This window comes from Halomonas citrativorans (assembly GCF_014898005.1).
Taxonomy (GTDB): domain Bacteria; phylum Pseudomonadota; class Gammaproteobacteria; order Pseudomonadales; family Halomonadaceae; genus Vreelandella; species Vreelandella citrativorans.
This window is the reverse complement of sequence record NZ_JABUYX010000015.1, coordinates 1-26,660: the sequence shown is the minus strand read 5'-3', so window position 1 is coordinate 26,660 and position 26,660 is coordinate 1. Positions and strand designations below refer to the sequence as shown.

Sequence of the window (26,660 nt, the reverse complement as noted above, 5' to 3'; positions counted from 1 at the left end):
TGTTGGAAGCGCCTCGCAAGCGCCGCCGTTACAGTCCAGGGTTCAACACTTTTAGCCTTAATGCTTGGCCAGTAAAAACTCACATCCCACCTAAAAGCTGCTCTGCCTGCCCATCCAGTCGTTCCTTCACCGATCGCCACTCGGGCATGTGCCTATCCAGCAGTGCGTAAAAGCGCGGGCTGTGGTTGTGTTCAACCAAGTGACACAGCTCGTGTAGAAGTACGTAGTCAATGGCTCGCGTGTTGGCTTTAATCAGGTGCGGGTTTAGTAGCACCGCCCCTTCGGGTGAGCAGCTACCCCATTGGGTTTGCATTTCGATAATGCGCCAATCGGGTACTGTTTTAGCCCATGGCAACGTCTCGACCATCATATTCAGGCGGCGCTGAAACACGTCTACCGCTCTGTCGCGGTACCACTGGCGTACTGCCTTTTGTGTGCGTTCAGTGGTCAGCTCTTTACCTTGCACCCGCAGCTGGCCGCCTATGAGCTTACAAGTGGCTTTCCGCTGGCTTGGGTCATCTATCACCTTGAGTACATACCTGCGCCCTAGATAGAGCATGCTTTCGCCGCTTACCCATGCTCTTGGCTGCACGTAACGATTTCGCTCTTCAATGTCATCCAGGTGCTTGAGTATCCATCTCGCACGACGCTGCACCGCTGCTTTGATATCGGGCAACTTTGCAGTCTCCGGCGCATCCACCTGCACCATGCCATTAGGGTGAACATGTACTCGTACCGTGGCTTTTTTATATTCGGGTAGATAGCACAGGTGATAGCTGAATTCGCGCTTACCGTAGCGCGCCTGATGAACCCGAGATTTTTCGTCCTGTTTTGAATCCACAGCGGCCATCACTTTGCCACTCCGTTACGCAGAATCTGAACCACTTCATCCAGGATCGATTTGGCTTTATCCAAGCCCACCAGTGAAAACAGCTGTGGTAGCAGGTGTTTGCGAACATCCTGCTCGATATCGACGGGGTTCAGTGAGTTTTCTGCTACCGCTCGATTGACGACTTTATCGATTTCAAAGGCTTCTTCGATCAATTGTTCGCCTTTGTCTTCTTCCAACGCAGCGAAGTCATCACCCAACACCAGCTTAAACGTGCCGTAGTAAGCCTGAGCATGCTTGTTACCGCTGAACGCTTCTAGCGGTAGGTCAGGTACCTCTCGCTCTTCGACCTTGTCCTCAAGGTCGCTAAACAGCTTGAACTGAGCCTTGTAGTCGAACATAGACTCGGCTTTTTCGATGGCTTCTTTCAGCAGCGCGGAGAACACCTTCTTGGCGTAGGGATCGTCGCCTAGCTTCTCCTCGATGGTTTTTTTGGTACGCGTCTTGATCTTGTCAGTTTCGTTTTTAGTTTTCTCGTCGCTCCAGTTATCGGGATTGCCCTCTACGTGGTCGATTAATACAGGTTCGTCGCCGGGGGCAACATCTACCCCGGTAACGTACCGGTCAATTAGATCTCGAATTTGACCTTCGTACTCGGAATAATCGACGGTTTCCTGAGCATCCATCCGGACGGTCTTGCGCAGGTCTGAAAACCACTTCAAATCCGATTTGTACTGGCGTATATCAGCCTCGCTGAACGCCTTGTCATCAAAGAAGCTCTGCGTAGAAAGGGCGGTTTTTAGACACATCCCGAAGTTGGTGACAGCTTCATAGAAGTCATCCCGAAGCGCCTGACGGATATCGATCTCCACGCCATCTTCATCCTGCTCGTATTTGGGCATGAACACTTGACGATATGGCTCAGGATCTAGCCGGTTATCAATATGACTGAAGAAGCTCAAAAGCCGGTCATGCAGTGACGGAAGCTTCTTGTACTCCGTGTCGACGTTGGCATACAGGCCTTCAATATCCGTGATGGTAAAGCCACCCTGAGTTTGGTCCTCAAAGTTTTGGTAATCCTTTATGGCGGTATCCAGCTCTCTCAGGATGCCACGATAATCGATCAGGTAACCGAAGCGCTTCTGAGGATGCAGCCGGTTGACGCGAGCGATGGCCTGGATCAGATTATGACCTTTAAGCTGCTTGTCGATATAGAGAACCGTGTTTCTTGGCTCATCGAAGCCAGTTAGGAGCTTATCGACAACGATCAGTATGTCTGGCGGCCCATCGGTACCGAAATCCTCTATCGTGGCTTTCTCGTAGTCCTGTGGGTCGCCTGTGACGTTGTTTTTCCACCATTCTTGTACTAACGGCAGATTGGTTTCATCAACATCCGTATGGCCTTCACGGGTATCCGGCGGCGAAATCACGATGGCACTGGTCACCATGCCTAGGCTGTCGAGTTCTTGCTTGTAGCGGATCGCGCTAAGCTTGCTATCCGTGGCCAATTGGCCCTTGAGCTCTAACCCCGCCTTCTTAAAGTTTTCGCTGAAATGCACGCTAATATCAAAGGCGTTGAGCTTGATGCGATCCTGCGCGGTATAAATCTGGCCTTGCTTGGCATACTTGCGCTTGAGATCAGCTTTCTGTTCGTCAGATAGTGAGGCCGTCACCTTATCAAACCACGTATCGACCGCCTTCTGATTCACATCGAGTAGCGGTTTGCGCTCTTCGTAAAGCAATGGCGTAACGGTGCCGTCTTCCACCGCTCGCTTCATGGTGTAGGCGTGGATGATGGCACCAAATTTCTCGGCGGTTTCGCTTTGCTCATTTTTCAGCAGTGGCGTACCGGTGAAGGCAATGAACGAGGCTTTGGGAAGAGCTTGCCGCATTCGCTGGTGGTTTTCTCCTCCCTGACTGCGATGCCCCTCATCAACAATCACGATGATGTTCTCAGAAGGGTTGTAGCACTCGGGCTGTTTAGCGGCTGAAGCGAATTTATTGATGATGGTAAATATAATCCGCTCGTTGCCGTGGCCAATGCGAATGGCCAGCTCTTTGCCGGAACGTGTTTTTGCCAGCGAGTCACCGCTTTTCTTACCGGCGATATCACTGCCAAAGGCACCGCCAGTTAGGAAAGTTTTAGATAGCTGTTTCTCAAGATCTACCCGGTCCGTGACGACGATGACCCGGCAATTCTTTAACGCGTCACTGAGCAGCAGTGCGCGACATAGGTACACCATGGTAAACGACTTACCTGATCCCGTGGTATGCCACAGCACGCCGCCTCGGCGCTCCCCACTAGGTTTAAAACCGGAGATACGCTCTAGGAGTGCCTTGATGCCGAACGCCTGGGGGTAACGCGCCGCAATCTTGCCTACTTTGCGGTCGAAAAGGATGAACAGCCGGAGAAATTCCAGAAACCGGTGCCTATCCAGCAAGCCGACGAGGAGCCGGTCTTGTTCGGTCGGTGTGACGTGTTTAGACCACAGCTGTTCAAAGTAAGCCTGGATTTTCGGCGGTTTACCCTGGAACAGCGAGTCCTTAACAGGGGGAGACAAGGCCTGGTTCTTTATGCCCTGAACATATTGATCATCGAACTCTTCATCTTCCCACTTCGACCAGAACTTGGCCGGGGTGTGGGTCGTACCGTACCTGCCATCGTTACTGCTGATGGAGAGCAGCAACTGAGCAAACGCATACAGATAAGGTATTTCATCGTTTTTCTGGTTGCGGAGGTTCTGGCTTATGCCTTCCTCCACCATGTTCTTGTTGGGGCTGCCGGAGGCCGCCCGCTTGGCCTCTATCACCGCTAAAGGAATACCGTTAACGAAAGCCACCACATCTGGCCTGCGGGTATGGGTACCCTGGGTGGAGAGCACTTCCATCTCTTCGGTGACATGGAATTCGTTGTTATCCAGGTGCTCCCAGTCGATCAAGTGAATGGTCGGCTGGGCTTTCTTGCCGCCCACGAACTCCGTCACGGTAATGCCCAGCGTCAACATGTCGTACACGGACTGATTGGCATCCATTAAGCCTTGGGCCATGGATGGCGTAGTGATCTCTCGTATTACCTGATCAATAGCCTTATCAGACAGAGGGTATGACTCCCCCTTAAACGTGAAACGGCGCTGACGTAACATGCGCTCCAAAACAGGCTTCATCACCACATCCCGCTGGCTGCCTCGTAGCGCCTGACACTCGGTTGTGGGCAGAAACGTCCAGCCCAGGTTGATCAGGGTGGCCAGGGCGGGGATGTGGCTGGCATGCTGTTCGTTCCCTTGAGGTGTGGAGTTCATGCGGCCTCCACTTGCACTCGCCGTTTGCCGGTGAGGAGCTGTTGCATCAGGGCTTTCTTTTCTTGTTTTAGATGATTAATACGCTTTTGAAGCTGCTCAATTTCGTTATTTGCCGAAGCCAGTATACGAGCAATCGCTTTCTGCTCGGCCACCGGAGGATAGTTGAATATGATCTTCACAAAGTCTTTTTTTGATAGCTCCATGAATGTTGAACCGCTCGAATAGCGGATAAACACATGGCGATTGAAAGAGAATAGGTAGTAAAGAAATTCAACATCATGTTTGTTGTTGGGAATAACAGACTTAAACCCTTGGTTGGTTGTAATTGGGGTCGTAGAAATTGCCATCAAACCAACAGACGCACGGGTGCAAACGCACAGAGAGCCTGAAGGCATTAAGGTCGCGGAACTTTCTGTGACCCCCTTCTCTGTAATTTTTCTTGGCGTATCGTAGATGAAGTGAGTTTTGAGGGCTGTTATGTCTGTAGGTGTGAGCCACTGGACATCGCCACCCCAAAGATCGCCGTCATTGGTGTCTGGGGTTCCGCCTGAAACGATTTTTCCTGTTTGAGAAATATGCTTGGATTCCCATTCCTCCTCATATCCTGGCATGCGCTTTTTCCCGGTCAGCAATTGCTGCATCAATCCCTTTTTCCGCTGCTGGCTGTTCTCAAGCAGGCGCTCGGTGGCTGTGATGGCCTGATCCCAGGTGGTGAGGATCAGGGCGATCTTTTTCTGTTCGGGGAGTGGAGGGAGTGGGAACGTCAAAGACTTTACATCTTGTTGACTTATCGAGCATTGGGCAACAGCCCGCTTGGCGACCTTGCGGAAGTGCGAGCGTGCGTTATGCGATTGAAGAACACGAATCAGAAATTCCGGTAAAACTACCGACGGATTCGGCTCGATTCGCATCATATTAGATTCATAAACTACCTCTTCCCCACGCTCGTTCCTCCAGAGGACCGCCTTGCCGAGGTGAGTTAAGCTATTGACGCGATTTACAACAATGTCGTCTCGCTGGAGCTGATAACCCTTAATTTCCTTAGGGGATAGCTCCAGCCTGCGAAGCCCGCGGTTAACAAGGTTGCCATCATTGTTGAAGTCGGTAATCCTCAAGATCGGAGTGCCGCTCCCATAGGACTCGGAGTTTTTATAGATTCCGTTTTTGTAGGATGCAGGCAGAATCTCCCCAAGCTTCACAATAGGCAGGCCATTAACTTCCATAGCCCAACTCCTTCAGATACCTTCCCATCTGCTCGTTTAGCTTCGCAATTTCCGCTTCGATATCTTTCCGCTCTGCCTGCACTGCCATTAGGTCGATCTCTTCCTCTTCCTCGAAAGTGTCCACGTAACGGGGGATGTTGAGGTTGAAGTCGTTCTCCTGGACCTCCTCCAGAGTGGCCAGATAGGCGTACTTGTCGAGGTTATCGCGTTGCTTATAGGTGTCGACCACCTTGTCGATGTTGTCATCGGAGAGCTGGTTCTGGTTCTTGCCGGCCTTGAATTCACGACTGGCGTCGATGAACAATACGTTGCTATCGGTTTTATCCTTACGAAACACCAGAATCGCTGCCGGGATGCCCGTGCCGTAGAACAGCTTTTCTGGGAGGCCGATGACGGCATCTAACAGGTTTTCCTCGATCAGCTTTTGGCGAATTCTGCCTTCACTAGATCCACGGAACAGAACACCGTGGGGCACGACCACCGCCATGCGGCCGGTCTTTGGCTTCATCGTCTCGATCATGTGGAGAATGAAAGCGTAATCACCTTTGGTCTTGGGCGGCAAGCCACGGCGGAATCGAGCATAGGGGTCACTCTCGGCGCCCTCAACACCCCATTTCTCCAACGAGAACGGTGGATTGGCCACCACGATGTCGAAGTGCTTCAGGCCCCCGTTTTCATTCAGCAGCTTGGGATTGCGGATGGTGTCGCCCCATTCCAATTTATGGTTGTCGACGCCATGCAGGAACATGTTCATCTTTGCTAGTGCCCAGGTACTGCCGATGGCTTCTTGACCGAACAGGGCGAAGTTCTTCGAGCCCTCCTCACCTTTGCGGATCTGGTTGGCACATTTCAGCAACAGGGAGGCAGAACCGCACGCCGGGTCGCAGATTTCATCGCCTTGATTGGGTTCAACGATCTCTGCCATCAGCTCCGATACTTCCGGCGGGGTGTAGAACTCACCGGCCTTTTTGCCGGAGGTGGCCGCGAAGTTTTTGATCAGGTATTCGTAAGCATTGCCGATCACATCCAGCTTACCAATACGGCTTGGGCGCAGGTTGAGCTCCGGGCGGGCAAAGTCTTCCAGGATGTGGCGCAGGATGTCGTTTTTCTGCTTTTCATCGCCCAGCTTGTTGGAGTTGAAGCTGATGTCCTGGAACACATCGGCCAGCTTGACGATGTTGGCCTCTTCAATGGCGTGAAGCGCCTTGTCGATGCGCTCACCGTTGCCTGGCTCATGTCGCTGATCGTAGAGCGAGTAGAAGCCTGCATCGCCAGGTAGCACGAAGCGCTCGTTCTTCATTAGCTCTTCGATTAGCTCAGGGGCATCGCCATACTCGGCCTCGTAATTGCTGTAGTGATCCTGCCATACATCTGACAGGTACTTCACGAACAGCATGGTCAGAACATAGTCCTTATAAATACTTGGATCTACTGTGCCCCGGAAAGTATCGCAGGCATTCCAGACCGCTTTGTTGATCTGCTCCTGCTTGATGGCATCGTTACTCATGTCAGTTCCCTGTCGTATCAGAGCTAAGTAGTTGGTGGCCAGCGGCTTCAATCATGCGCTGACGATTACCGATTAACTGATTCAAAAGTTTTTTTTCACGGATAGCGGCATTGTCGAGCTTCACCATGAGCTCCTGTTGCTCAATGGATGGCACCACAATGGGCAGGCTGCCTAGCTGAGATTTAGTGATGCTGGGGGCCACTGAACCCTGAGAGCACATAGCGAAATAACGCTGCGCGTCTGAATGATTGATCTGCCATGCCAAAAACTCAGGCATCAAGTTGAACGCGCCCTGAGTTAGCCGGATGTGATAGAAATTAGGCGTGCAGACGGTATTGTGTGGTAGATCCGTAACTACTGCCGCATCATTCCGTGTGCCTTTGGCCATGAACAGAATGTCGCCAGGGAAGAGATATTCCGGCCGCTTTCGCCCAGGCAGGGTTACCCGGTCCAGCGTTTCACCTTGTTTATCATGCAGGGGTTCACCCACGACGAGGTGGCGGTACTGCACAACAAAAGCATCGCCGTTTCTGTCCAGCTCTAGCTTTCCGCGAAATGGGTAGCCAGGCTGAATGGCAGCAATATTCTGTAGCAAACATCTTCTTTTGAGCTGCTGATTCATGTGCAGAGCCAATGTGGCGATTTGGATGACTCAACTCTAGCCATTATTGCATCATGGAGCAAGATGCAATTAAAAAAGAAATTCTTGCGCTTCAGGAAGTCGTGAAGTCGTAATGTCCGACGAGCATCAAAAATCAGAGGGAGCCCAAAAGAATAAGCAGCTGAACAAGCTGAATGGTTCCGTAAGCAAATATAAGCAACCCTTTGATCCTGTGGGAAATGACGAATGGGAAGTTCTACTGCTTGAAGGACTGACGCCCGATACCGCACACGCAGATGAGCTTGCTACCCCTAGCTTAAAGGAGCTGGGAGAAGACCCCGAAAGCCAGCGGTAAAGCACGTACCGGGGCTTGTACAGATTTCGCGTTTCTCTATACTGGTTATATATACAGCAATAGAGATTCGCCTTATGACGACAACCGCATCTTTCATGGGCACCGCCGCCTTATGCCCAGTACCGCAGCCGTTGCCTATGTTCGCTAGTGCTGTGCGAGCTGGTTTCCCAAGCCCGGCTGATGATCACTTGGATGCAGACATTGATCTTCACCGCCATGTGGTAAAGCGCCCTGCATCGACTTTCTTTGTGCGCGTCGAGGGTGACTCCATGCTGGGCGATGGTATCCATCACGGTGACCTTCTCGTAGTGGATCGCAGCCTGGAGCCGTTGCCCGGTCGCGTGATTGTGATCGCGGTAGACGGTGAGCTCACTGTGAAGCGGTTAGAGCGTGTCGGACAGCGCGCCTACCTAAAAGCCAGTAACCCCGCCTACAAGCCTATTCCTCTGGAAGGGTGCGAATCGCATGTCTGGGGTGTCGTGACCCACGTACTGCACAGCTTGCCGGGCGCTACGCCGCTATGATCGCCCTGATCGATTGCAATAACTTCTACGTCAGCTGCGAGCGTGTGTTTAACCCAGCACTTGAGGGCCGCCCGGTTGGCGTACTCTCAAACAATGATGGCTGCGTTGTTGCCCGTTCTAATGAGCTAAAAGCCCTGGGTGTTGAGTTGGGCACAGCCAAGCATTTGCTAGCACCGTTTATCCGTCGCCAAGCTATTCTTTTATCGAGTAATTATGCGCTCTACGGCGACATGAGCCGACGTGTCACCGAGGTTCTTACAGAGTTTTCGCCGGATGTGGAGGTGTACTCCATCGACGAAAGCTTTGTGGGGTTTCATGGCTTTGAACCTGCGGGCTTAGAAGCTTATGGGCAACGCTTACGTGAGACGGTGCGGCAGTGGACGGGGATACCTGTGTCGGTTGGCTTTGCGCCCACCCGCGTGCTGGCTAAGTTAGCGAACCATGCCGCAAAGAAGCATCCTGGCTACCGTTATCAAGGTGTTTGCCTGCTGACGGCTGATAGCCCTGCCACTCACGCTCTGCTCAAGCAACTGCCGGTCACCGAGCTGTGGGGAATCGCACGCCGCACGGGTGAGCGATTGCGGATAATGGGGATAGAAACGGCTTGGCAGCTTCGAGAAGCAGATCCCAAGCAGATCCGAAGGCATTTAAGTGTGGTGCAAGAACGCATTGTCTGGGAGCTACGAGGGCAGCCCTCCATCCAACTGGACGATATGAACCAACCCAAAGAGCAAATCATGGTGTCTCGTTCTTTTGGGCGCATCACTAACAACCCTTACGATCTTCGAGAAGCGCTGCGCCAACACGCTGCCAGAGCGGGTGAAAAGTTACGCAAACAGCACGGCGTCACCAGTGCGGTGATGGTATTCATGCGCACAAATCCCTTTCGTTCCGACTTGCCTCAATACAGTAACCGCGCAGTGATATCTCTTGAACGACCTACGGACGATAGCCGCGACCTGATTCACGCGGCTATTCAAGGGCTGCGGAAGCTATGGCGTAAGGGTTACGCCTATCACAAAGCGGGCGTAATGCTATTAGATCTCTCTCCCAAAGCTAACCGGCAACTGACACTAACGGAAACACCTCAAACAGAAACCGAGGCAAAACGAAGCGAACGATTGATGGCGACAGTGGATCGACTCAATCGAGAATTAGGGCGAGGCACAATTCAGCTTGGCTTGCCGCGTGCAGGTAATGCCTGGGCGTTGCGTTCAGAGCACCGCACGCCTCGATACACGACCCGTTGGGATGAGCTGGTTAACGTCAAGCTTTAAGCGAGAGCGCTTCTAATGAAAAAAGCTCAGAATGATGAGCAAGCCAAGTATTGAGGTGCTAAGGTGGTTTAGAAAATTGCAGCATGTACTGTATCTGGAGAGCAGGATGCCATCAGCCCAGACATCGAAAGATAAACTCTTGGAGCGTGTATTCGCTTATCGTGCTTTTGACCTACGTGATCGCTTTCCTCAGCCGTTAGAGACGTTTCGGCAAGCACTGGAGTGCCTACAAAGCGATGATGCTTACCTGCCCGATATGAGCGGTGAGATTGTGGCTTACCTCCGTGATGGCCGAGCAGTCCATATTCCGGAGCATTTTTTCATCCGACACAGTGGCAATAGCTCAGCGGTCATTTCACCGAAAGAAAACGATCAAGTCTGCGAGGCAGTGTACGCATGGCTACTCGATAAGCTCTCGCAAGAATCAAATGATTCGCTAGACGCTTCTACCGTTAGACCAGCTCGACTCAACATCTTGCTAGATCAATGTGATCCGAACGCCCCGGAACCTGACGATATACAAGCATGGCAGCACATGCGTGACGTCGGTAGAGAAATCATCGACTCGCCCAGTAGAGAAGAGATTTGGGAAGTGGCGGTTCAGGTGATGGGCGAGGTACAAGCAAGGCGATGGATGAAGACAGCACACTCCCAGCTTGACGGTAAAACCCCCAACCTTTCTATCGAGGAAGATCCAAAGCGGGTTTATGAGCTTTTGTCACAGATGGGTATAGGAGTGGGCTAATGGCTGATATCGACCCTGAGCGGACATTCCAGAAAATGCAGCAAGCGCGCGAATTTTGATTATACAGCCTAATTTAAATTAATTACCATAAGGATCATTGACTTAGGAGAATCTGGCAGGCTGCATTTGCCAGGAAAAAGTGCCAGCACGTTCATTCAATCATAGAACGCGCCGTCTAATACTCTGTTAAAAGGTAAAGCATGAATTCACAGCAAGTCACAGCAATCGCGCTAAGGGTTATTTCGATCTGGCTGCTGATTGAGGTTGTCTTAAATTTGCCGAGTCTTTTTCTGGCTTACTCGAGCATCGAGCAGTATCAGCAGAAAGAGATGCCGCTAGTCGCTTACATCGGCCTTATTGGATCTTTCCTTCTCATCGGTATTGTTGCCGTATTTTTAATCAACAAAGCGGCGAAATCCGTTCTTTCACGCGCCCAGACGGATTCAGAAAGTTCCTTAAGTAATGATTCTCAAAAGGCGCTTTTTCAACTGGCTGGCTTGTACTTCGTTGTTGATGCAATCGTTTACCTACCGCGTTCCCTGGGGTTTATCCCAAATACAGCAGACATCTCAGTTTCCAGTTTGCTTTGGACGGTGGGGCTGGCGTTTCAGCTTGCCGTTGGGTTATGGCTTGTGACCAACTCGTCTTTTTGGCTGAACCTATTCCAGAAACTTAGGGGGCGGGCCTGATGCCTTTTAACAAGTCGCTTAAGTTCGTTCCCGGCCTGTCGGCCGTCCACCGGACGGCTTTCAGCCGCCGCTTAGCTATGCGTTATGCCGCAATTCAAGGAGGTTCGAGATACCATGCGTTATTTATCTATTGTTTTCATTCTTTTCCTGTCCGCGTGCGCGCAATCATTGACCGATGATACCCGACCCACTGAGCAATCCAGCAATTCAAGCTCCTCTTTTACATACCAATGCAAAAGCGGGAAAACGATCAAGGCTTCATATCCCACGGACAGTACAGCCGTCGTGGAATACGACAATCGTGTCTTAGAAATGAAAATCGCGGTATCGGGAAGCGGTGCGCGTTATGTTGGTGAGAAGTTGGAGTGGTGGACAAAAGGCAGCGGACAACGCGCATCGGGCACATTGTTTCGTCACTTGGAAGATGGCACCCCGGGCGAAGCAGTCGAACATTGTGAGCAGATCGCTGATGCAGCATAACAAGTGCAGGCACGGCGACGCCCACTACATTGCGCCTTCGGCTCCATTCCGTGGACGCGCATGCTGCAAGCGTTATATTTCAAGGAGGTTTTGTGCCATCACCTATAGAACTAGCTAGAGTCGAGGGAGATAGCATAAAAGGAATTCGGCCACTTCAGGAATATGAAATTCAAGAAATCAGAGATTGCAACAAAGAGATATTTGATTTCAATAGGCACTTCAAACTAGTTGAATATGTGCTTTATAATTTCGACTGCCTTAAAGCTGTAATTGAAAACTCCATTCTAGGGTTTTCTGAAAGCTCTGAGACAATAGGTCGCTACGACCTAGATTCCTTTGGTCATGAGGTCAACATAAATCTCTTAAATCTCATGATGTCGGCAAGAACCTGTCTTGACCATATGGAAACATTTATCAAAAGAGAGTACGGAAAGGATTCAGAAGAGATTACTCTTTTCAAAAGGCTGGCAGCAGATGAGTTTGATAATAAATTCTCTTACAAATTTATGTACAAGCTTAGAAATTATGTTCAGCATTGTGGCATGCCGCCATTAAGTTACTCAAAGACCAAAGTTCTCGAGGGTGACGCTCCTTATGCCGAATTAACTTTAGAGTTTGACAGGGACGCGTTACTTTCAGGGTATGATGGCTGGGGTGCAAAAGTTAAGCCTGAGCTAGAAGCTCAGGATACTAAGTTTAACGCATTGGCTATTATTGAAGAATTTGTTACATCTATATTGCGTATCTATATAAGTTTTAATGATGAAACAAATTTTTCGAAAACTATAGAATCAAGAGCTCGAATAGCTAAAATTATCTCCCAAAGCGAAAAATATTTTGAAGATGACTACTGCCTTTTTTCTGCGTCAGAAAAGGAGGGAGATAAAGTCACTTTTAATATATCGTGGATACCGGCATCTCTTTTCCAGAAAATTGAGAATTATATAAGTTTGAAAAATGAAATATAACAAGGCGCTGTTGTCGGACAATTTTCCGCTGCGCTCCAAAATTGCCGCAAAGCGCGGTGTTAAAGGGCTACATCAGTGACACCTAAAAGACCGCTCTTGGCCGGGTGCTGCCTGAATCTCAACGTGGATTTTGGATATCGTAGTCGCTTACTTATGTAGTTTGATGTCCTTAACCCTCATAAAGCGAAAAAAAATAATAGTCTGGACTAGTCATATCCACCTTGGCGAATATGGTCTAGGAAAGCGAGTACCTCGTAAGCTCTACCCTTAGCGACTAGTTGCTGGGCTGTTTGTCCACCGAGGGCTGAAATAGTGTGTGTTTGATACCATGCCCAGGCGGAGGCTCGAGAGCCTGCCCAAGGTTCAATCTGGTCCAATATAGCTTGAATCAACTTTTCTTGTTCTTGCCTTTCGTTCTGGCGATCGCGGTAGCGTGCCCACGCAAAGCCAGTACCGAATATGAGTAGAGCGGTGAAAAGGATGCCGAGCGGGAGAAGTATAGCCAAAGCATCAGGTGATAAAGATAGCATATGTAGACTTCCTTCAATGCTCAGAATCCGAATTATAACTTGTTTCGTAAGATGCAAATTTCCGAAACAATGATGGTTAACTTTGAGGCCGTAAGGTTTAGATTACGATTTCCAAGCCGGCCACCTTTGGATGGTCTATACGGATATCTATAAATCTACCATATTCTCCAAGCTGTGTGGTTTCGGAGGGATACTGATCAAGCCGCCTCTTGTGCGCCTGGCTCTTGGTTATGATTATGTTGGCTGCTCCTGGCCGGAAACAGAAGTCACCAAGAGAAGATGTTTTCGACCAAAGATCAAACGTTTCGGAAAATATAGCCTTCAAGCCGCCTCTGAAAGCTAAAATGGCTAACGGCCTCCATTCAGCCTGTCTTTATTCCCTTTTCGAGACGCCTGCAGGCGGATGGAAGACATCTTAGGAAGCAGAGTTACTGGTTCGCACTGTAACGCATCTGCAATCCTGTAAAGCTTATCTATGCTGATGCTGACCTCACCACGCTCTATTTTCCCCATGTAGCTACGATCAATACCTGCCACCAATGCAAAGCGATCCTGAGAGAAGCCATTCGCTTCGCGCTTCTCTCTGATGGTTTTTCCGATAGCAACTGCCAGTTCGTCCATACCTGCCTCATTGGTCATGAGGCAGGACTATCGAGCGTTGCGGCCTATCAAGCCACGGCTTATAATCCGTATTTTAATTCCTTTGATGCCCATACCCATGTCCCGTAACCTCCCGAGCATAGATAGGCCAATCATTGAGCTCTTACTGAAACCGGAAAATACAACGTTCTGTGTTCAAGGCCTTCGGGATCAGTATATCGAGCAATATGACGTGAACCCGGCGCTTAAAGCCCCGCTACGTCGCTTTATATACGAGCGTGTAAAAAAGTTAGTGAAGGCTCAATTTGTTAGGAGGGATAGCGAAAGACGGAAGCGCGGCCAGCAGTTCCATGTGAACTCTATCTTGATGGAAACTGACCTTGGTACTGATGACGATGACTTTCCCGCGTGGCTCCAACGTACACATCCTCAATTACTTGATGAGCCGGTTATCAATGACACAAGCCAGTCACCTAGCGAAAGGAGCAAACGAGAAGAAAAGGTGCCTGCCGATAGTCACAAGGTTTTAGAAAAAAAACTAAACGAGGCGCAAAGTCGATTTTTTGAATCGTTAGGAGAAGTAGAAACATTTCAACAACTTATGACTGACCATCCTGAGCTTGAAAGTAGTCTGTTAATTGATTTTCGTAGCGCTCATGAGCGAAGCTCGCGACTTTTGGGGCATGTGAGTGCTTTAGAGAAAGCATTAAACCGACTGGGCAGCTCATGACAGGGCTACGAAGGTGGCAAACGGACTGTTTACAGCAAGCCAAGGCGCACTACCTGAGCCACCGTGATTTTTTCGCTCAGGCAACCCCTGCGAGCGGGAAAACACGTTTTGCTGCTGAATTAGCCAAGTGGTTACTTGAAGAGCAGCTCATCGACTTTGTTATCTGCTTTGCACCTACTCGTGAAGTTGTTGCAGGTATGCAGCGCACTTTTTCTGCTGTCTTACAACAGCGCTTTGGTAACGTGATTGCTTCCGTAGGAGCAGCTTACACCTACCAGGCAATGGAGTACCAATCGGATGAATTTTGGAGTATTTTTAGAAAATTCAGAACATTGGCTATCTTCGACGAAATTCATCACTGCGCTGGCCACGACCCTCTCCTCAGTAACAAATGGGGTCAGCAGATTATTCAGCATATACAAGATCAAGCTACATATACGCTTGGCTTATCTGGAACGCCGTGGCGCTCTGATGAGCTTCCCATCGCGTTGGCACGGTACTCTAATCCGGAAGGTCGACTGATCTGTGACTATCGATATGACCTGCAAAGTGCTGTCAACGACGGCGTGTGCAGAGCTCCACGGATTACGCTAATTGATAACCCTTTGATTAGGCTCGTTGAAGAAAAAGAGAACACTGAGTCTGTTCGAGGATTTTCATGCTTCTCTCAGTTGCTGAGTGAGTCACCCGTTAGCTACGAGGACCTATTAAGGCATGACGACATCCTCAATGCTGTCTTGGATATTGGTATTCATCAGCTCAACTCAGTCAGGCAGTTTACCCCCCGAGCAGGTGGCCTAGTCGTATCTACCGATATTGAGCATGCGCACCAAATTGCTGAAATACTGCATGCCAGGCATCAAAGCTATGTCGTAGTCACCAGCCAAATGCCAAAAGCCCAGCAGCTAATTGACCGGTTTAGGCATGACAACACTTGCTGGATTGTCGCGGTCAGTATGATTTCCGAAGGAACAGACATTCAGCGTCTATCTGTTTGCTGCTACCTCAGTCGCATCCGAACCGAGCTCCACTACAGGCAGGTTCTTGGGCGTATCTTAAGACGAATGGGGGCGGAAGACACAGAAGCATGGCTCTATGTAATTGCTGAGCCTACCCTAAGAAAATACTCACAAAGAATTGCCAATGATCTTCCGGAAGATTTGTCGGCGCTACAGGAAAAAAAGCTAAATGACCGCGTGACACAATCATACGATGAGCAAGCCAATGGTGATACCGATGGTATGACGCAAAATAAAGATAACCCGCTTTCCACACCAGAGCCTACCGGCAAGAAGGAGCTTGAAATAGCCGAGACCTCCCTGCTAACGCTCAGCTTTTCTCAATACTATCGTCAGTATCTCTTGTCGCTGATATAGCCACACCAACCCTCATATACCAGCCCCACCTAATGCAATGAGCATGGACAAAGCTGCCTCAAACAAGCGGAAGTGACTCTCATCCCATGCGTGTAAAAATGCCCTTGAATATATCGGCGTCATCGCTGCACCGGCAATTTACGGAGTGACTAAAAAGTTAAGTTTTGGGGCCAATTTTCGTCTCAAAAACGGAAGACTTAACTAAAATGCCGGTTTTCTATAGATATTGAGCAGGAATTTTTTGCGCAAGCGCTCCTAGGCTCCTTGGTGTAGCGTCCGCCAGCCTGCTCATCAAAGTTAACGAAAAATTAATGGGATAGACAGCAGGATTGCGCCATGGAAATCCGTTAGGTTGATGAATGAGACAGCAACGTGCTGAGTAGCCTCAGATGATAGTGCTCTGTGCTTGGAAAGGCCAGAGGCGGCCACCGGGCAACATCCAATGGCTATAAAAAGAAAGCGTGGGTTTTGTGATGTGTTGGATGGTGACGAAGAGGGCAACTGGCTCGCTGCCCACTTAAAGCAGCTATTTACGCATCCCAATCATCTTCAATGGCACGCTGTAAACGACGCTCCTCAAGCCACGCTTCCACCTGTCGGCGGGCACGTAACGAGTCGGTTTTGCTTGGCTTATGCTTGCCGTATTGATCATCGTTTACGGCATCAAGATTATCGAATTCGTCAGCTTCAAGGTTTTCTGCTGAGTAGTTCTCACGATTTAAGGGGTCACGGCTCATGGTATGCCCTCCAACCCAGGCCGGCAGGCCGGCGTCACGATGGCTTCGTTTGAAAGAAGCGCCTAGCCGCTATATAGCGCTACATGGGCTGAAGGTCAAGTGTTGGCGTTAATTAATGAGTCCTGTGCTTTATGGGCGGTGTTATCACTGCGTTGTCATTCAGCTTCAGCTAAAGCCAGTTGTGCTTCCACGCGCTCAGGAACATCTTTTTGTACGCCGATGAAATACATCAGCTGGTCTGTTTCATCAAAAACGGGTGTTGTGGAGAGCGTTGCATTGCAATCATGTCTGTTATTCCACCTCGGGCAGTTTCAGCGCGCTAAGCACCGCCCCAGCCGCCGTAAGTGCCAAAAGCAACAGCAACGCCGCACTACCTAGCCATTGGGCCAGCCCGCCAATAACGCCGCCGACGACGAGCATGAGCAGGCCAGTTAAGGTATTGGAAAGAGCAACATACAGAGCCCTGTCATCCTGACTCGCCATATCTACAATATAGGTTTTGCGCCCCAGGCGGACACCGTGATGGACGATCACCAGCAACGCATACACCAAGGCATATGGCCAAACACTCTGAGTCCAGGCACCGGGTAGCCAGGCCAAGCCAGCGCCTAGTAAACAGCAAGTAACGGTGCCAATAGCCGCATTACGCATTACACGGCGGCTGGATTGGTCGGCTAATTTACCCCAGACAGGGCTTGCCACCATTGCTGCAAGACCTGATACCACGACAAGCAGACCAAGCCCACCCAAATCAGAGCCGCTTTGCTGCTGGCCGAGTAGCGCAATGTAGGGTAATGCCAGTGCGCTGGGGAGCAGCAATGCTCTGGCAACATTGAAATGTAGAAACGTGCGATCCTTTTTTAAGAGCGATAAGCCAAGCTTGATGCTGTCCCAAGCGCTCTCTCCGCCTTCCACTGCACCTGGTACTTCTTTAATACGTGCGACACAGAGCGCGTTTAGTAGCCAACTGAAGGCGGCAACGCTTAAAAGTACCGCCAGGGCGAGGTTGCCTGGTTGATTACCCAGCAACATCAGCACGCCACCCGCCGCCAGGGTTGCGCCGCCCGCTATGCTACCGCTCCACCCCATCAGGGCGCCTCGGCGGCGTTTGGCAATAGTTTTGCCCATGACATCTTTGCTGGCAATTGATGAAAGCCCGCGTGCCAAGGAAAGCAGCACAAGTACAGCTAACACCGCAGCGCCACCCAGGCTTCCGCTCCCCACAAGTGCCAAGACAGCAAGTGCAAATGCGGCAAGTGCCTGGAACAGCGCACCTAAAACCCAAACGCCTTTACGCTTGGGTTTTAGACGAATAAAGCCCGCCACGAATATCTGGGGTAACAGGGCACCAGACTCACGAATAGGCACCAACAGCCCCACCATCCAGATGGGTGCGCCGATAACCCCCATTAGCCAGGGAAGCACCAAGCGTGCGCTGGATAGCTCGTCTGCAAGCTTATTCCCCAGGGAGGCCCATAAGTGCAGAAAAAAATTACGCGGTTGTTCGGCGCAGGCCTGCTCCGGAATATCAGCACAGAGTCGACTGTCCTCATCGCCCGTTAGCCACTCAAAAACACGCGCTTGAGAAATATTGGGTCCAGCCATTACAGCTCCTTGGCGGTTATACTCCTGGAATGACAAAATGCAGCGACAGAATGCCACCATTATATGGGTAAGGAGACCGAAAGTGTCACGGATCCAGATTCGCTATTGCACGCAATGCCAATGGCTTTTACGCAGTGCCTGGTACGCTCAGGAGCTACTCTCCACTTTCGGGGAGGATTTAGATGAGGTGGCCATTGCACCTGCGCATGGCGGTACCTTTGAAATTTGGTGTGATGACACCTTAATTTGGGAACGCAAGCGTGATAGTGGCTTTCCGGACAGCAAAGTGCTGAAACAGCGTGTTCGCGACCAGATCGAACCGCACCGTGACCTGGGGCATATCGACCGATGAACCAGGATCGTCAGGCTATTCTTTACGGGCTAGGTGCTGTGGCGCTGTGGTCAACGGTGGCGACTGCTTTTAAAGTTGGCCTGGGTTTGATGGGGCCGGTTGAATTAATGTGGCTGGCGGCGTTGGTTTCCTGGCTTTTAATGGGCGCTCTGGTGCTTAAACAAGGTGCTATGAGGCAGGCGTTAACTAGCGGATGGAAAACCGCCTTATGGGCGGGGATCATGAATCCCGTGGCTTACTACCTGGTGCTGTTTGCTGCTTATGATCGCCTGCCTGGCCAGGAAGCGATGGCGCTTAATTATACATGGGCGCTAGCGATGGCATTCCTGGCGGTTCCCATACTGGGGCAGCGGTTAACCCGGGTGGATATTTTGGCAGGTGTGGTGGCTTATGCGGGCGTATGGGTAATTGCGACACGGGGCGCAGTACTCAATGTGTCGTTTGCGGACCCTGTTGGCGTGCTGTTCGCGCTTTCATCGACTCTGTTATGGGCGCTTTACTGGTTGTTTAATGCACGTGATCGTCGAAAACCTATCGTCGGGCAGTGGCAGAACTTTACCGTTGGACTACCGGTGTTAACCGTTTTATTGCTTATGGGGCCTGGGCTTCAATGGCATGGCTGGAAAGGTTTTGGTGCCGGGGTCTATGTTGGGCTGTTCGAAATGGGGATCGCGTTTGTCCTGTGGCAAATGGCCGTTCATAAGGTTTCACGCACAGCGAAAGTCTCGACCCTGATTTTTCTTTCGCCTCCGGTTTCGCTGATGCTGCTTTATTTAGTGGTTGATGAGCCTCTGCTTTTCTCTACGTTTATTGGATTGGGGCTGATTTTATTTGGGTTGGCACTTCAGCAGCTTCAGGTGAAGCCTGTTGCTGTCGAGCAATAAGTCCCATTTTTATCGCCCGCTGCGCATGGGTTGGGTACAGGAAAAGCATGATGCGCCATCAAGCCGCTCTATGTGTCGGAGCCTCTGTGGCCAGCGTAGCTTTCCTTGCCTCAACCTTGGGCGGCGAAGACCATTTGTGATCAGTTGGCCGATGCCTGATAACCACCGGCCAAAAGCGGTTCAAGCTCAGGCCACACGTTATCCAGAATCATAGGCTGTGCCTCGGCCGTGGGGTGGATGCCATCCTCCTGCATAAGCTGTTCGTTAAGTGCCACACCCTCTAATAAAAACGGCAACAGCGGCACGTCATACTCTTCGGCCAGGGAGTAGTAAACGCCGGTAAAGGCATCCCGGTAGGCCTGGCCATAGTTGGGGGGAATATCGATACCTAACAGCAGCACCTGAGCATCAACCTCCTGGCTTTGCTCAATCATACTTGCCAGGTTAGAACGCATCTGATTGGGCGCAAGGCCACGCAAACCATCGTTGCCACCCAGCTCCAATAGCACGATATCAGGCTGCTGTTTCTCCAAAATGGCGCTAAACCGCTGTAATCCCCCTGAGGTGGTTTCGCCGCTAATACTGGCGTTTACCACCGTTGCCTGGTCGTCCAAGCGCTCTTCCAGCAGGGTGACCCAGCCTTGCTCATGTTCGATACCATAAGCAGCACTCAAGCTATCGCCCATAATGAGTACGGTAGGGGGCTCGCTTGCGTTGATCGCAGGAGCGCTTAAGGTGACTATCAGAACCACTAGGTAGCCAGTTACCATACCGTTACGTTTTTGCCATGCCACAGGGATGCCTCGCTTCATGCCTTACTCCTCAGATAAAGCTGCATACTCGTCCAACGCTGATGCATCGCCACAAGCAGACAGCCACTCTATCACCGACGCCACTGCACAGGGCAAGGTTCCCCATGCCCCGTTGAGTCGGCCTGTGCTGCATGCAGAAATGCTATCGAAGAAAGTGACCAGTGGCGAACGCACGCTAACTATTCTGGATCAACTGTCGTTAAGCGTAGCAGCTGGGGAAAGCGTCGCCATTTTAGGTAAAAGCGGGGCTGGAAAATCAACCCTGTTGGGCCTGCTCGCCGGGTTGGATACCCCCAGCGATGGCGAACTCACGCTGTTTGGTAAGGCGCTTAGTCGTTTGGATGAGGATGGCCGTGCGGCGTTAAGAGCTGGGCGCGTGGGCTTTGTGTTCCAGAACTTTCAGCTACTACCCACCTTAAGCGCGCTAGAGAATGTGTTACTGCCTTTGGAGCTTTCACCGCGCGCCGGAGAAGACCATATTGCCCAAACATGGCTTGCTAAAGTGGGATTGGGTGAACGCGTAGACCATCTACCCAAGCAGCTTTCGGGCGGCGAGCAGCAGCGAGTGGCGATTGCCCGGGCGTTTGTCACCGATCCTGAACTGGTGTTTGCGGATGAGCCGACCGGCAACCTCGACCCTGATACCGGCGCTCAGGTGATCGACCTGCTGTTTACCTTGAATCATGAGGTTGGAACAACGCTTATCCTGGTCACCCACGACCACGCTTTGGCACGCCGCTGTGATCGATGCCTGCAATTAACCCAAGGGCAACTAATCCCCTTTGTACCTGCTGATGTACCTGCTGAATCCAGCGTGGCAGGAGAGGGGCAATGAGCGATATGCCATGGCGGCTGGCCGCCAGAAGCTTAAGGCGTGACTTACGCTCGGCGGATGTTCGTGCGCTCTTTGTCGCCCTCGTGCTGGCGGTTGCCGCCTCCACTATGATCGCTTTTTTTCTCGACCGGTTGGAACGCGGCCTTGAGCGTCAGGCTGGGCAAATGCTGGGAGGGGATATCGTATTGGAGCAGCGCACTCCTTTTTCAGAAGCGCTACGCACGACGCTGGAAGAGGCTGGCTTTACGCTAAGCGACCAGGTCGGACTGGTCTCCATGATCAGCTTAGGGGACCGTTTTCAACCAGCTAGCCTCAAAGCCGTGGATGACGTGTACCCGCACTATGGTGTATCGCGTGTTGATTTAGGGGAGGGGACCGAACAGATAGCCTCGGGGCCACCAGCGGGACAGGCATGGGCAGACCCGCGCTTGGCGCAGCTGATTGAGGTAGAGCTTGGCGACCGTGTACAGGTAGGGCGAACCGAGTTAACCATCAGCGGCATTATCGAACGGGAAGCGGATCAATCCGCTGGCTTTAGTAATTTTAACCCCCGCTTGATGCTCAATACGGCGGACCTGGAAGCAACCGGTCTTGTTCAGGAAGGCTCGCGTGTCGAGTTCGAATTATTGGCGGCCGGGCCTCCTCAAGCCATCGACAACGTGCAAGGATTACTCACCGAGTTGCGCCAGCAAGGGGTCGAGGTGCGTGATGTTCGAGTGGACCGGCCGCAATTAGGTAACGCACTGCAACGCGCAGACAGCTACTTGGGATTGGCAGGGCTTGCCGCTGTACTGTTGGCCGGGGTCGCGGTCGCCATGTCAGCAAAGCGCTATGTTGAACGCCATCTGGACACGGCAGCGTTGCTCCGCTGCTTTGGCGCTAGCCAGCAACAGCTTGTCATGCTGTTTAGCCTACAGCTGATCGGGCTGGCGTTGGCGGCGTCCTTGCTTGGCGCACTGCTCGGCGTAGCGGGACAGGCGCTGTTGCTGCATCTTTTGGCCAGCTTTTTACCTATTACGCTACCGCCGCCGGGCATTATGCCGCTATGGCTGGGCGTATTAACAGCGATGGCGGTGCTTGTAGGGTTTGCCGGGCCAACGCTATTACGCATTAAACAGGTAAGTGCGCTGAAAGTGCTGCGTCGAGAGTTGGACCCTTTGCCTCCTGCCGCCTGGTGGGTAGCCGGTGTTGCCGCTATCGTATTTGGCGGCCTGCTATGGCTCTATTCCGGTAGTGCGCCTTTGGCGGTCGCCCTGCTATTGGGGGGAAGCATCATGCTCAGTGCGCTTTGGGGCATCAGCGCGCTGCTACTCAATGGCATTCTTCACGGCATAAAAAAACTAACGGGCACAAGCGAGTGGATGCAGGCATTGCGCCTGGGCGGGCGCCAACTAGCGCGTCGCCGCCAAGCAGGCGTGGGCCAACTGCTGGCATTCTCTGTCACGTTCTTTGCCATGGCGATGATCGTACTGGTGCGTGGTGACCTGCTTTCAACCTGGCAGGCCCAGTTGCCCGATGACATGCCCAACTACTTCGCCATTAATATCCAGCCTGATGAGCGTGACCCCTTTGAGCAAGCCGTGGCGCCCCGTGTTGATATCCAAAGCACGCTGTATCCCATGGTGCGTGGGCGTATTACCGCTATTAATCAGCAGCCCCCAATGAACGCTGTGCCAGAGGATGCCAGAGGCGATGGCGCACTGCGCCGCGAGCTAAACCTGACCTGGCAGGCCGAGCTGCCTGAAGATAACCAGATAGTGGCGGGAGAGTGGTTCTCCAACGAAGCACCCGCTGATGAGCTACCTGTTGATAAACCACAAGGCTGGCTAGGCGCGGTTGATGCAGTATCTGCCGATACCGTGCCTGTTTCCATTGAAGAAGGCCTGGCGGACCGGCTGGGACTATCACTCAACGATACGCTCACCTTCTCTGTGGGCGGTGATGAGCTGATGACGCGTATCACCAGCGTGCGCAGCCTCAATTGGGACACTTTTAAGCCCAACTTCTTTTTGATTTTCCCGCCGGGCGTGTTGGAGTCGTTTGGACATAGCTATATCACTGCGTTTCATCTGCCTGACGAGGAGCAAGGCCTAATTCGCCAACTGGTGAGCGACTTCCCCGGTGTATCGTTAATAAACGTTGATGCCATTTTAGGCCAGGTACGTGATGTGCTAACTCAGGTAACGCGTGCCATCGAGCTTGTACTGGTACTGGTGTTGTTGGCGGGTGTCAGCGTGCTCTATGCTGCCTTGACCGCAAGCCAGCCGGTACGCGCCCATGAAAGTGGCCTACTGCGTGTCTTTGGAGCAGGTCAGCGAATGATTTCCCGCGTCCAAGGGGCTGAGTATGCCCTGTTGGGTTTTACCAGCGGTTTAATGGGCGCTGTACTGGCCGAAGTCGCGACCGCCGCACTCTATCTCTACTGGCTAGAGCTACCGCCGCGCTTTCACCTTACGCTATGGCTAGCGCTACCCCTTGGCGGCGCGCTGCTGATTGGTTTTATCGGCCATGCGCTATCGCGCGGGCTACGCCGCCAAGCGCCTGCGGCGAGCCTGGGGCTTTTAGGTGAGGCATGACGTAATCTTGTAGGAAAAGCCCAGGAGGCTTAAGGCCTCCTGGGGTTGAGTCAACCCCATCGCTGGCTGAAGCCTGCTTATATGGACCCGTCCCGTTGTGCAAGTAAGGCACGGATGGACAAGGAGGAGGACTGCACGCTTATATCCGGCCCTTGGTGATAGCATGCGGCTATCTGGCCCTGATGGAATGCGCACTCTCTGCTCTTGATCTCCCACGCGGCCTCATAATGGGCCATCAGGCTTTTCAGAGCGGCAGAGAGTCGGTCTTACCTGTGTGCCATCGGGTAGCTTACTCACGCAACCTCGGGAATAATTTCATATCATCATATAACTGCCTGGCCTGGCGTCATCCACCGATACGTCTACTCGGAACCATGCTTGATCGGAACTATGCTTGATAGGCGCGCTGATAAGCGAGTACTGACCAACAGATACGCGCCATTTTGTTTGCCAGGGCAATAATGGCCTTGCGTTGCCCTACTCGCGCCGCCAGGTGGATAATCCATTGCGCCAGGCGGTCGGAAGGGTCCTGGCGCTGAAATTGCCTCAAGGCGGCTCGTGCGCCATGTACCAACTGACGACGCACTTCGCTGTTACCTCGTTTGGTAATACTTTTCAGAATGTCTTTACCACCACTGGAATGTTGCCGCGGTACGAGGCCGATAGAGGCGCTAAACTGGCGCCCATTTGGGAAGCGATGGGGGTCGCCCATATGACTCACCAGCAACGTCGCGTTCACAGGACCAATGCCGGGCACACTCATCAACTGTTGCATGCGCGTATCCGCTTTTACACAGGCCTTTAGCCGCTTGTCATGGCCAGCGATGCGGCTATCCAGTGACTGCCACTCGTTCACCAGGTCAGCAAGCACCTCGCTGAAGGCGGCACCCAGCTGCTCTCGACGCTCGTCCAGCAATCGATGTATATCCCCCTGGCGCATCACGCGATGGCCCTGGGGCACAATGATCCCCCTCTCATGGAGCAATCCACGTAGCTCATTGCCGACCGCTGTCCGCGCACGAATGAGACGGCTACGGATGCAATGTCTGCTGCTCCTGCGTCTTCACCGCCACACGGGGGTAGCGGGCCGTGCGGCCGCTTCTGCAATACCCGCCGCATCCCGTGCATCGTTCTTGTGACCTTGAATAAACGGCTTGACGGCCTGAGGAGGCAACAAGCGGGTGTCGTGGCCCAGTTGTTTGATTTCGCGCGCCCAATAGTGCGCAGAACCACAGGCCTCCATGGCGACGATACACGAAGGCAGTTGAGCCAGCAGGGGGCGAAGCTGATCACGCGTCACCTTTTTGCTGAACACCTTGTGTCCCTTGTCATCAATGGCATGTAGCTGAAAAACATGCTTGGCAAGATCGATACCCACAATGCTAATGTTATTCATGGATGGACCCTCTTTCACGATGCCGTCAGTGTTCTGCACACATGAGATGAAGTGCTTCTTCATCCTGGCACAGAGGGACGGGTCCATCCCATTTCCCACAATGTTTATCAGGCCTTCGGGGTTGGCTCAACCCCATTCGCTGGCTGAAGCCTGCTCCTACAATGTTCATTGGCTCCTCAACTCTCAATGCTTTGTCATCCCTGTGGAAGCCCGTTTATCAAGCCTCAAAACCGGTGGGAATCAGTCCATCAAATCCCAGGGCTTGGTTAAACATTGTGGGAGCCCAGTTCCACTGGCCGAAGGCCTCCCGGGGTTGGCTCGACCCCATCGCTGGCTGAAGTTGAATACTCAGATTTTATTTTAAAGCCTGCATTTACAACTTTATTTTATAAGCGACTTCAATTCATAATGCTAGAAGCTAATTAAAATGAGTGGCGGGCATGGTATGCAAAAAAGTCATCGGCTTAGGCAGGGAGGGTATTCGCTAGAAAATGCCTATTATCTAATTACGATTGCCACACAAAATCGCCATCCTGTCTTCACGCAGTTTGAGGCGGCCTGCTGCGCCTCCAGGTGTTTTTATCATCCTCGTGTCCAGGAGCTTGCATCGACACTTTCGTTTGTCGTCATGCCAGATCACATTCACTGGCTTATTCAGCTTAATGGCAGCCTTCCAGAAGCCGTTCGACGCTACAAAAGCTATGTCTCGTTGGGAGTGGGGAGGAGAATCTGGCAGCGAGGTTTTCATGATCGAATGATTCGACAAGAAGAATCATTAAAAGAGGTAACCAGATACATCGTAGGCAATCCGCTAAGGGCAAATTTAGTGCGGGATGTTAATCAATATAGCTACTGGAATGCGGTATGGCTTTGATCAGATGTCGTAAATTTACCCACCTTGGAAGCTTGGTTTATTGATCGAAGGTTATGGGGATAGCTTCACCCCCATCGCTGGCTGAAACCTCTTGGGCCGGGCAAATTTTGATAGGTTTGCCATCATGGGAAATAAAGCGGTTTTGACAGCTTTTTTTAAGATTAAAGTTAATTTCATTAAATTATAATTAACAACGAAAGAAAATTTCTAGCAATGCCTTCGGGTGTTCGTCAAGCGTTTGCTGGGGAGGATGTGATGCCAATACCAGAAAAAGAAGCACTCATCCGTGAGCTTGTCGATGTGATGGAGCGGTTTCATGCGGAGATCGGACAGAAACCTGATCAATATGAAGCCGTTGTGAGTTATCCAAACGACGGTCATTTACTGATTAGGCTGCAAGCTGTAGACCGAGATGCAAATAGCCAAATGCGCTAGCCATTATCATTCCTATCAAGCGCGTAATGCTTGTTGAAAAAGAGGTATAGCTGAGACGCGTTTGGCTTTTACATAGCCGGTCCTGCCACCAACCGAAAGATCCATTGAGCTATGCGATTCTAACGCTAAAACGCTCTTAAGGAAGCTCACGCTCTGAAAGCTTAAGAGAACACGGCTTTATCCAAGCGCTGGTCATAGCCTCCTGCAGCCTGTGGGAGTTGAATGATGCAGGGCTTCATTCCTACCAAGACGCTCGTCATGAGCGGCATTCATACAGTGCCTGACGCGGCAACTGCTAAGCAGTGTTTCCGATCCATTAGCGAATACTTAACGTTTCTATATTTTTATCGAACATCGCGAAAAACCTCGTACTTCTAGTGCGAGGATGGATAGCGAGGGGCGCGAGAGCGTCCCTAGTCCG

At 51.6% G+C, this 26,660-nt stretch carries 26 protein-coding genes; 15 read left to right on the top strand and 11 right to left on the bottom strand.

From position 1 onward, the window contains the following. Positions 1–79: 79 nt before the first annotated feature. Genes INT20_RS12930 through INT20_RS12910 form a run of 5 tightly spaced genes read right to left on the bottom strand, consistent with a single transcriptional unit; the run spans position 80 to position 7,480 of the window. Positions 80–850: a M48 family metallopeptidase gene (locus INT20_RS12930; protein WP_193057041.1), complete on the bottom strand. Its 771-nt coding sequence runs from the start codon at positions 848–850 to the stop codon at positions 80–82. Further along, positions 850–4,128 (bottom strand): type I restriction endonuclease subunit R, encoded by a 3,279-nt coding sequence (locus INT20_RS12925; protein WP_193057040.1) that lies wholly within the window; start codon positions 4,126–4,128, stop codon positions 850–852. Before INT20_RS12925 ends, INT20_RS12930 begins: the two co-directional genes overlap by 1 nt. Further along, positions 4,125–5,351, bottom strand: a complete 1,227-nt coding sequence (locus INT20_RS12920; RefSeq protein ID WP_193057039.1) for a restriction endonuclease subunit S — start codon at positions 5,349–5,351, stop codon at positions 4,125–4,127. The genes INT20_RS12925 and INT20_RS12920 overlap by 4 nt, the downstream gene beginning before the upstream one ends. Further along, positions 5,341–6,858, bottom strand: a complete 1,518-nt coding sequence (locus tag INT20_RS12915) for a type I restriction-modification system subunit M (protein WP_193057038.1) — start codon at positions 6,856–6,858, stop codon at positions 5,341–5,343. The genes INT20_RS12920 and INT20_RS12915 overlap by 11 nt, the downstream gene beginning before the upstream one ends. A 1-nt stretch (position 6,859) precedes the next feature. Continuing rightward, positions 6,860–7,480, bottom strand: a complete 621-nt coding sequence (locus INT20_RS12910; RefSeq protein ID WP_193057037.1) for a restriction endonuclease subunit S — start codon at positions 7,478–7,480, stop codon at positions 6,860–6,862. Between the two features lie 112 nt (positions 7,481–7,592). On the opposite strand from INT20_RS12910, the gene INT20_RS12905 reads away from it, so the two are divergent. The 7 genes from INT20_RS12905 (at position 7,593) to INT20_RS12875 (ending at position 12,497) form a co-directional block, all read left to right on the top strand. After that, positions 7,593–7,814: a hypothetical protein gene (locus INT20_RS12905; RefSeq protein ID WP_193057036.1), complete on the top strand. Its 222-nt coding sequence runs from the start codon at positions 7,593–7,595 to the stop codon at positions 7,812–7,814. A gap of 74 nt (positions 7,815–7,888) precedes the next feature. Then, positions 7,889–8,338 carry a LexA family protein gene (locus INT20_RS12900; RefSeq protein ID WP_193057035.1) on the top strand — a complete coding sequence of 150 codons (450 nt, stop codon included), beginning with the start codon at positions 7,889–7,891 and terminating at the stop codon, positions 8,336–8,338. Continuing rightward, positions 8,335–9,615 carry a Y-family DNA polymerase gene (locus INT20_RS12895; RefSeq protein ID WP_193057034.1) on the top strand — a complete coding sequence of 427 codons (1,281 nt, stop codon included), beginning with the start codon at positions 8,335–8,337 and terminating at the stop codon, positions 9,613–9,615. Before INT20_RS12900 ends, INT20_RS12895 begins: the two co-directional genes overlap by 4 nt. Before the next feature lie 106 nt (positions 9,616–9,721). Then, entirely contained in the window at positions 9,722–10,360 is a 639-nt protein-coding gene (locus INT20_RS12890) for a hypothetical protein (protein WP_193057033.1), read from the top strand. Between the two features lie 200 nt (positions 10,361–10,560). Next, a complete protein-coding gene (locus INT20_RS12885) occupies positions 10,561–11,049 on the top strand; it encodes a hypothetical protein (RefSeq protein WP_138435700.1) in 489 nt (162 codons plus the stop codon). A 114-nt stretch (positions 11,050–11,163) separates the two neighbouring features. Continuing rightward, entirely contained in the window at positions 11,164–11,529 is a 366-nt protein-coding gene (locus INT20_RS12880) for an MliC family protein (protein WP_226912170.1), read from the top strand. Positions 11,530–11,621: 92 nt separating this feature from the next. Next, the gene (locus INT20_RS12875) at positions 11,622–12,497 is read left to right on the top strand and encodes a hypothetical protein (protein WP_193057031.1); all 876 of its coding nucleotides are present in this window, start codon (positions 11,622–11,624) and stop codon (positions 12,495–12,497) included. An 878-nt stretch (positions 12,498–13,375) separates the two neighbouring features. Here the strand turns inward: INT20_RS12875 and INT20_RS12870 are convergent. After that, positions 13,376–13,648, bottom strand: a complete 273-nt coding sequence (locus INT20_RS12870; RefSeq protein WP_193057030.1) for a helix-turn-helix domain-containing protein — start codon at positions 13,646–13,648, stop codon at positions 13,376–13,378. Positions 13,649–13,745: 97 nt separating this feature from the next. Between INT20_RS12870 and INT20_RS12865 the strand changes: the two genes are divergently transcribed. Both INT20_RS12865 and INT20_RS12860 read left to right on the top strand, forming a co-directional pair. Further along, a complete protein-coding gene (locus INT20_RS12865; protein WP_193057029.1) occupies positions 13,746–14,357 on the top strand; it encodes a hypothetical protein in 612 nt (203 codons plus the stop codon). Further along, complete coding sequence (locus tag INT20_RS12860) at positions 14,354–15,733, top strand: DEAD/DEAH box helicase (RefSeq protein ID WP_193057028.1); 1,380 nt, start codon at positions 14,354–14,356, stop codon at positions 15,731–15,733. Before INT20_RS12865 ends, INT20_RS12860 begins: the two co-directional genes overlap by 4 nt. A gap of 530 nt (positions 15,734–16,263) precedes the next feature. Here INT20_RS12860 and INT20_RS12855 read toward each other — a convergent pair. After that, positions 16,264–16,470, bottom strand: coding sequence for a PA3496 family putative envelope integrity protein (locus INT20_RS12855; protein WP_172116110.1), 207 nt, complete (start codon positions 16,468–16,470; stop codon positions 16,264–16,266). 291 nt (positions 16,471–16,761) lie between these two features. Continuing rightward, on the bottom strand, positions 16,762–18,075 hold the full coding sequence (locus tag INT20_RS12850) for an MFS transporter (protein ID WP_193057027.1): 1,314 nt from the start codon (positions 18,073–18,075) through the stop codon (positions 16,762–16,764). An 82-nt stretch (positions 18,076–18,157) separates the two neighbouring features. Between INT20_RS12850 and INT20_RS12845 the strand changes: the two genes are divergently transcribed. Further along, positions 18,158–18,427, top strand: a complete 270-nt coding sequence (locus INT20_RS12845) for a SelT/SelW/SelH family protein (RefSeq protein ID WP_328515367.1) — start codon at positions 18,158–18,160, stop codon at positions 18,425–18,427. Beyond that, the gene (locus INT20_RS12840) at positions 18,424–19,311 is read left to right on the top strand and encodes a DMT family transporter (protein ID WP_193057026.1); all 888 of its coding nucleotides are present in this window, start codon (positions 18,424–18,426) and stop codon (positions 19,309–19,311) included. The genes INT20_RS12845 and INT20_RS12840 overlap by 4 nt, the downstream gene beginning before the upstream one ends. Positions 19,312–19,451: 140 nt before the next feature. On the opposite strand, the gene INT20_RS12835 is transcribed toward INT20_RS12840, so the two are convergent. After that, a complete protein-coding gene (locus INT20_RS12835) occupies positions 19,452–20,123 on the bottom strand; it encodes an arylesterase (RefSeq protein ID WP_193057025.1) in 672 nt (223 codons plus the stop codon). Here INT20_RS12835 and INT20_RS12830 point away from each other — a divergent pair. Both INT20_RS12830 and INT20_RS12825 read left to right on the top strand, forming a co-directional pair. After that, a complete protein-coding gene (locus INT20_RS12830) occupies positions 20,122–20,958 on the top strand; it encodes an ABC transporter ATP-binding protein (RefSeq protein WP_407647903.1) in 837 nt (278 codons plus the stop codon). The genes INT20_RS12835 and INT20_RS12830 overlap by 2 nt on opposite strands. Further along, positions 20,955–23,534, top strand: a complete 2,580-nt coding sequence (locus INT20_RS12825) for an ABC transporter permease (RefSeq protein ID WP_193057024.1) — start codon at positions 20,955–20,957, stop codon at positions 23,532–23,534. The genes INT20_RS12830 and INT20_RS12825 overlap by 4 nt, the downstream gene beginning before the upstream one ends. A gap of 388 nt (positions 23,535–23,922) precedes the next feature. Here the strand turns inward: INT20_RS12825 and INT20_RS12820 are convergent, their stop codons facing one another. Continuing rightward, entirely contained in the window at positions 23,923–24,573 is a 651-nt protein-coding gene (locus tag INT20_RS12820; RefSeq protein WP_193057067.1) for an IS110 family RNA-guided transposase, read from the bottom strand. A gap of 24 nt (positions 24,574–24,597) precedes the next feature. After that, the gene (locus tag INT20_RS12815) at positions 24,598–24,930 is read right to left on the bottom strand and encodes an IS110 family transposase (RefSeq protein WP_193057023.1); all 333 of its coding nucleotides are present in this window, start codon (positions 24,928–24,930) and stop codon (positions 24,598–24,600) included. Between the two features lie 445 nt (positions 24,931–25,375). On the opposite strand from INT20_RS12815, the gene INT20_RS12810 reads away from it, so the two are divergent. Together INT20_RS12810 and INT20_RS12805 are read left to right on the top strand one after the other, a co-directional pair. Continuing rightward, the gene (locus INT20_RS12810) at positions 25,376–25,804 is read left to right on the top strand and encodes an REP-associated tyrosine transposase (RefSeq protein ID WP_193057022.1); all 429 of its coding nucleotides are present in this window, start codon (positions 25,376–25,378) and stop codon (positions 25,802–25,804) included. A 255-nt stretch (positions 25,805–26,059) separates the two neighbouring features. After that, positions 26,060–26,239 (top strand): hypothetical protein, encoded by a 180-nt coding sequence (locus INT20_RS12805; protein WP_193057021.1) that lies wholly within the window; start codon positions 26,060–26,062, stop codon positions 26,237–26,239. The last annotated feature ends 421 nt before the right edge of the window (positions 26,240–26,660 follow it).

Excerpts from the sequence above, each read along its gene's own strand:
- INT20_RS12905 (WP_193057036.1), top strand. The coding sequence starts at position 7,593 with ATGTCCGACGAGCATCAAAAATCAGAGGGAGCCCAAAAGAATAAGCAG.
- INT20_RS12855 (WP_172116110.1), bottom strand. The coding sequence starts at position 16,470 with ATGAGCCGTGACCCCTTAAATCGTGAGAACTACTCAGCAGAAAACCTT.
- INT20_RS12865 (WP_193057029.1), top strand. The coding sequence starts at position 13,746 with ATGTCCCGTAACCTCCCGAGCATAGATAGGCCAATCATTGAGCTCTTA.
- INT20_RS12915 (WP_193057038.1), bottom strand. The coding sequence starts at position 6,858 with ATGAGTAACGATGCCATCAAGCAGGAGCAGATCAACAAAGCGGTCTGG.
- INT20_RS12895 (WP_193057034.1), top strand. The coding sequence starts at position 8,335 with ATGATCGCCCTGATCGATTGCAATAACTTCTACGTCAGCTGCGAGCGT.
- INT20_RS12885 (WP_138435700.1), top strand. The coding sequence starts at position 10,561 with ATGAATTCACAGCAAGTCACAGCAATCGCGCTAAGGGTTATTTCGATC.
- INT20_RS12900 (WP_193057035.1), top strand. The coding sequence starts at position 7,889 with ATGACGACAACCGCATCTTTCATGGGCACCGCCGCCTTATGCCCAGTA.
- INT20_RS12840 (WP_193057026.1), top strand. The coding sequence starts at position 18,424 with ATGAACCAGGATCGTCAGGCTATTCTTTACGGGCTAGGTGCTGTGGCG.
- INT20_RS12910 (WP_193057037.1), bottom strand. The coding sequence starts at position 7,480 with ATGAATCAGCAGCTCAAAAGAAGATGTTTGCTACAGAATATTGCTGCC.
- INT20_RS12860 (WP_193057028.1), top strand. The coding sequence starts at position 14,354 with ATGACAGGGCTACGAAGGTGGCAAACGGACTGTTTACAGCAAGCCAAG.
- INT20_RS12815 (WP_193057023.1), bottom strand. The coding sequence starts at position 24,930 with ATGAATAACATTAGCATTGTGGGTATCGATCTTGCCAAGCATGTTTTT.
- INT20_RS12835 (WP_193057025.1), bottom strand. The coding sequence starts at position 20,123 with ATGAAGCGAGGCATCCCTGTGGCATGGCAAAAACGTAACGGTATGGTA.
- INT20_RS12850 (WP_193057027.1), bottom strand. The coding sequence starts at position 18,075 with ATGGCTGGACCCAATATTTCTCAAGCGCGTGTTTTTGAGTGGCTAACG.
- INT20_RS12810 (WP_193057022.1), top strand. The coding sequence starts at position 25,376 with ATGCAAAAAAGTCATCGGCTTAGGCAGGGAGGGTATTCGCTAGAAAAT.
- INT20_RS12920 (WP_193057039.1), bottom strand. The coding sequence starts at position 5,351 with ATGGAAGTTAATGGCCTGCCTATTGTGAAGCTTGGGGAGATTCTGCCT.
- INT20_RS12930 (WP_193057041.1), bottom strand. The coding sequence starts at position 850 with ATGGCCGCTGTGGATTCAAAACAGGACGAAAAATCTCGGGTTCATCAG.
- INT20_RS12805 (WP_193057021.1), top strand. The coding sequence starts at position 26,060 with ATGCCAATACCAGAAAAAGAAGCACTCATCCGTGAGCTTGTCGATGTG.
- INT20_RS12825 (WP_193057024.1), top strand. The coding sequence starts at position 20,955 with ATGAGCGATATGCCATGGCGGCTGGCCGCCAGAAGCTTAAGGCGTGAC.
- INT20_RS12925 (WP_193057040.1), bottom strand. The coding sequence starts at position 4,128 with ATGAACTCCACACCTCAAGGGAACGAACAGCATGCCAGCCACATCCCC.
- INT20_RS12870 (WP_193057030.1), bottom strand. The coding sequence starts at position 13,648 with ATGGACGAACTGGCAGTTGCTATCGGAAAAACCATCAGAGAGAAGCGC.
- INT20_RS12880 (WP_226912170.1), top strand. The coding sequence starts at position 11,164 with ATGCGTTATTTATCTATTGTTTTCATTCTTTTCCTGTCCGCGTGCGCG.
- INT20_RS12890 (WP_193057033.1), top strand. The coding sequence starts at position 9,722 with ATGCCATCAGCCCAGACATCGAAAGATAAACTCTTGGAGCGTGTATTC.
- INT20_RS12830 (WP_407647903.1), top strand. The coding sequence starts at position 20,122 with ATGCCTTACTCCTCAGATAAAGCTGCATACTCGTCCAACGCTGATGCA.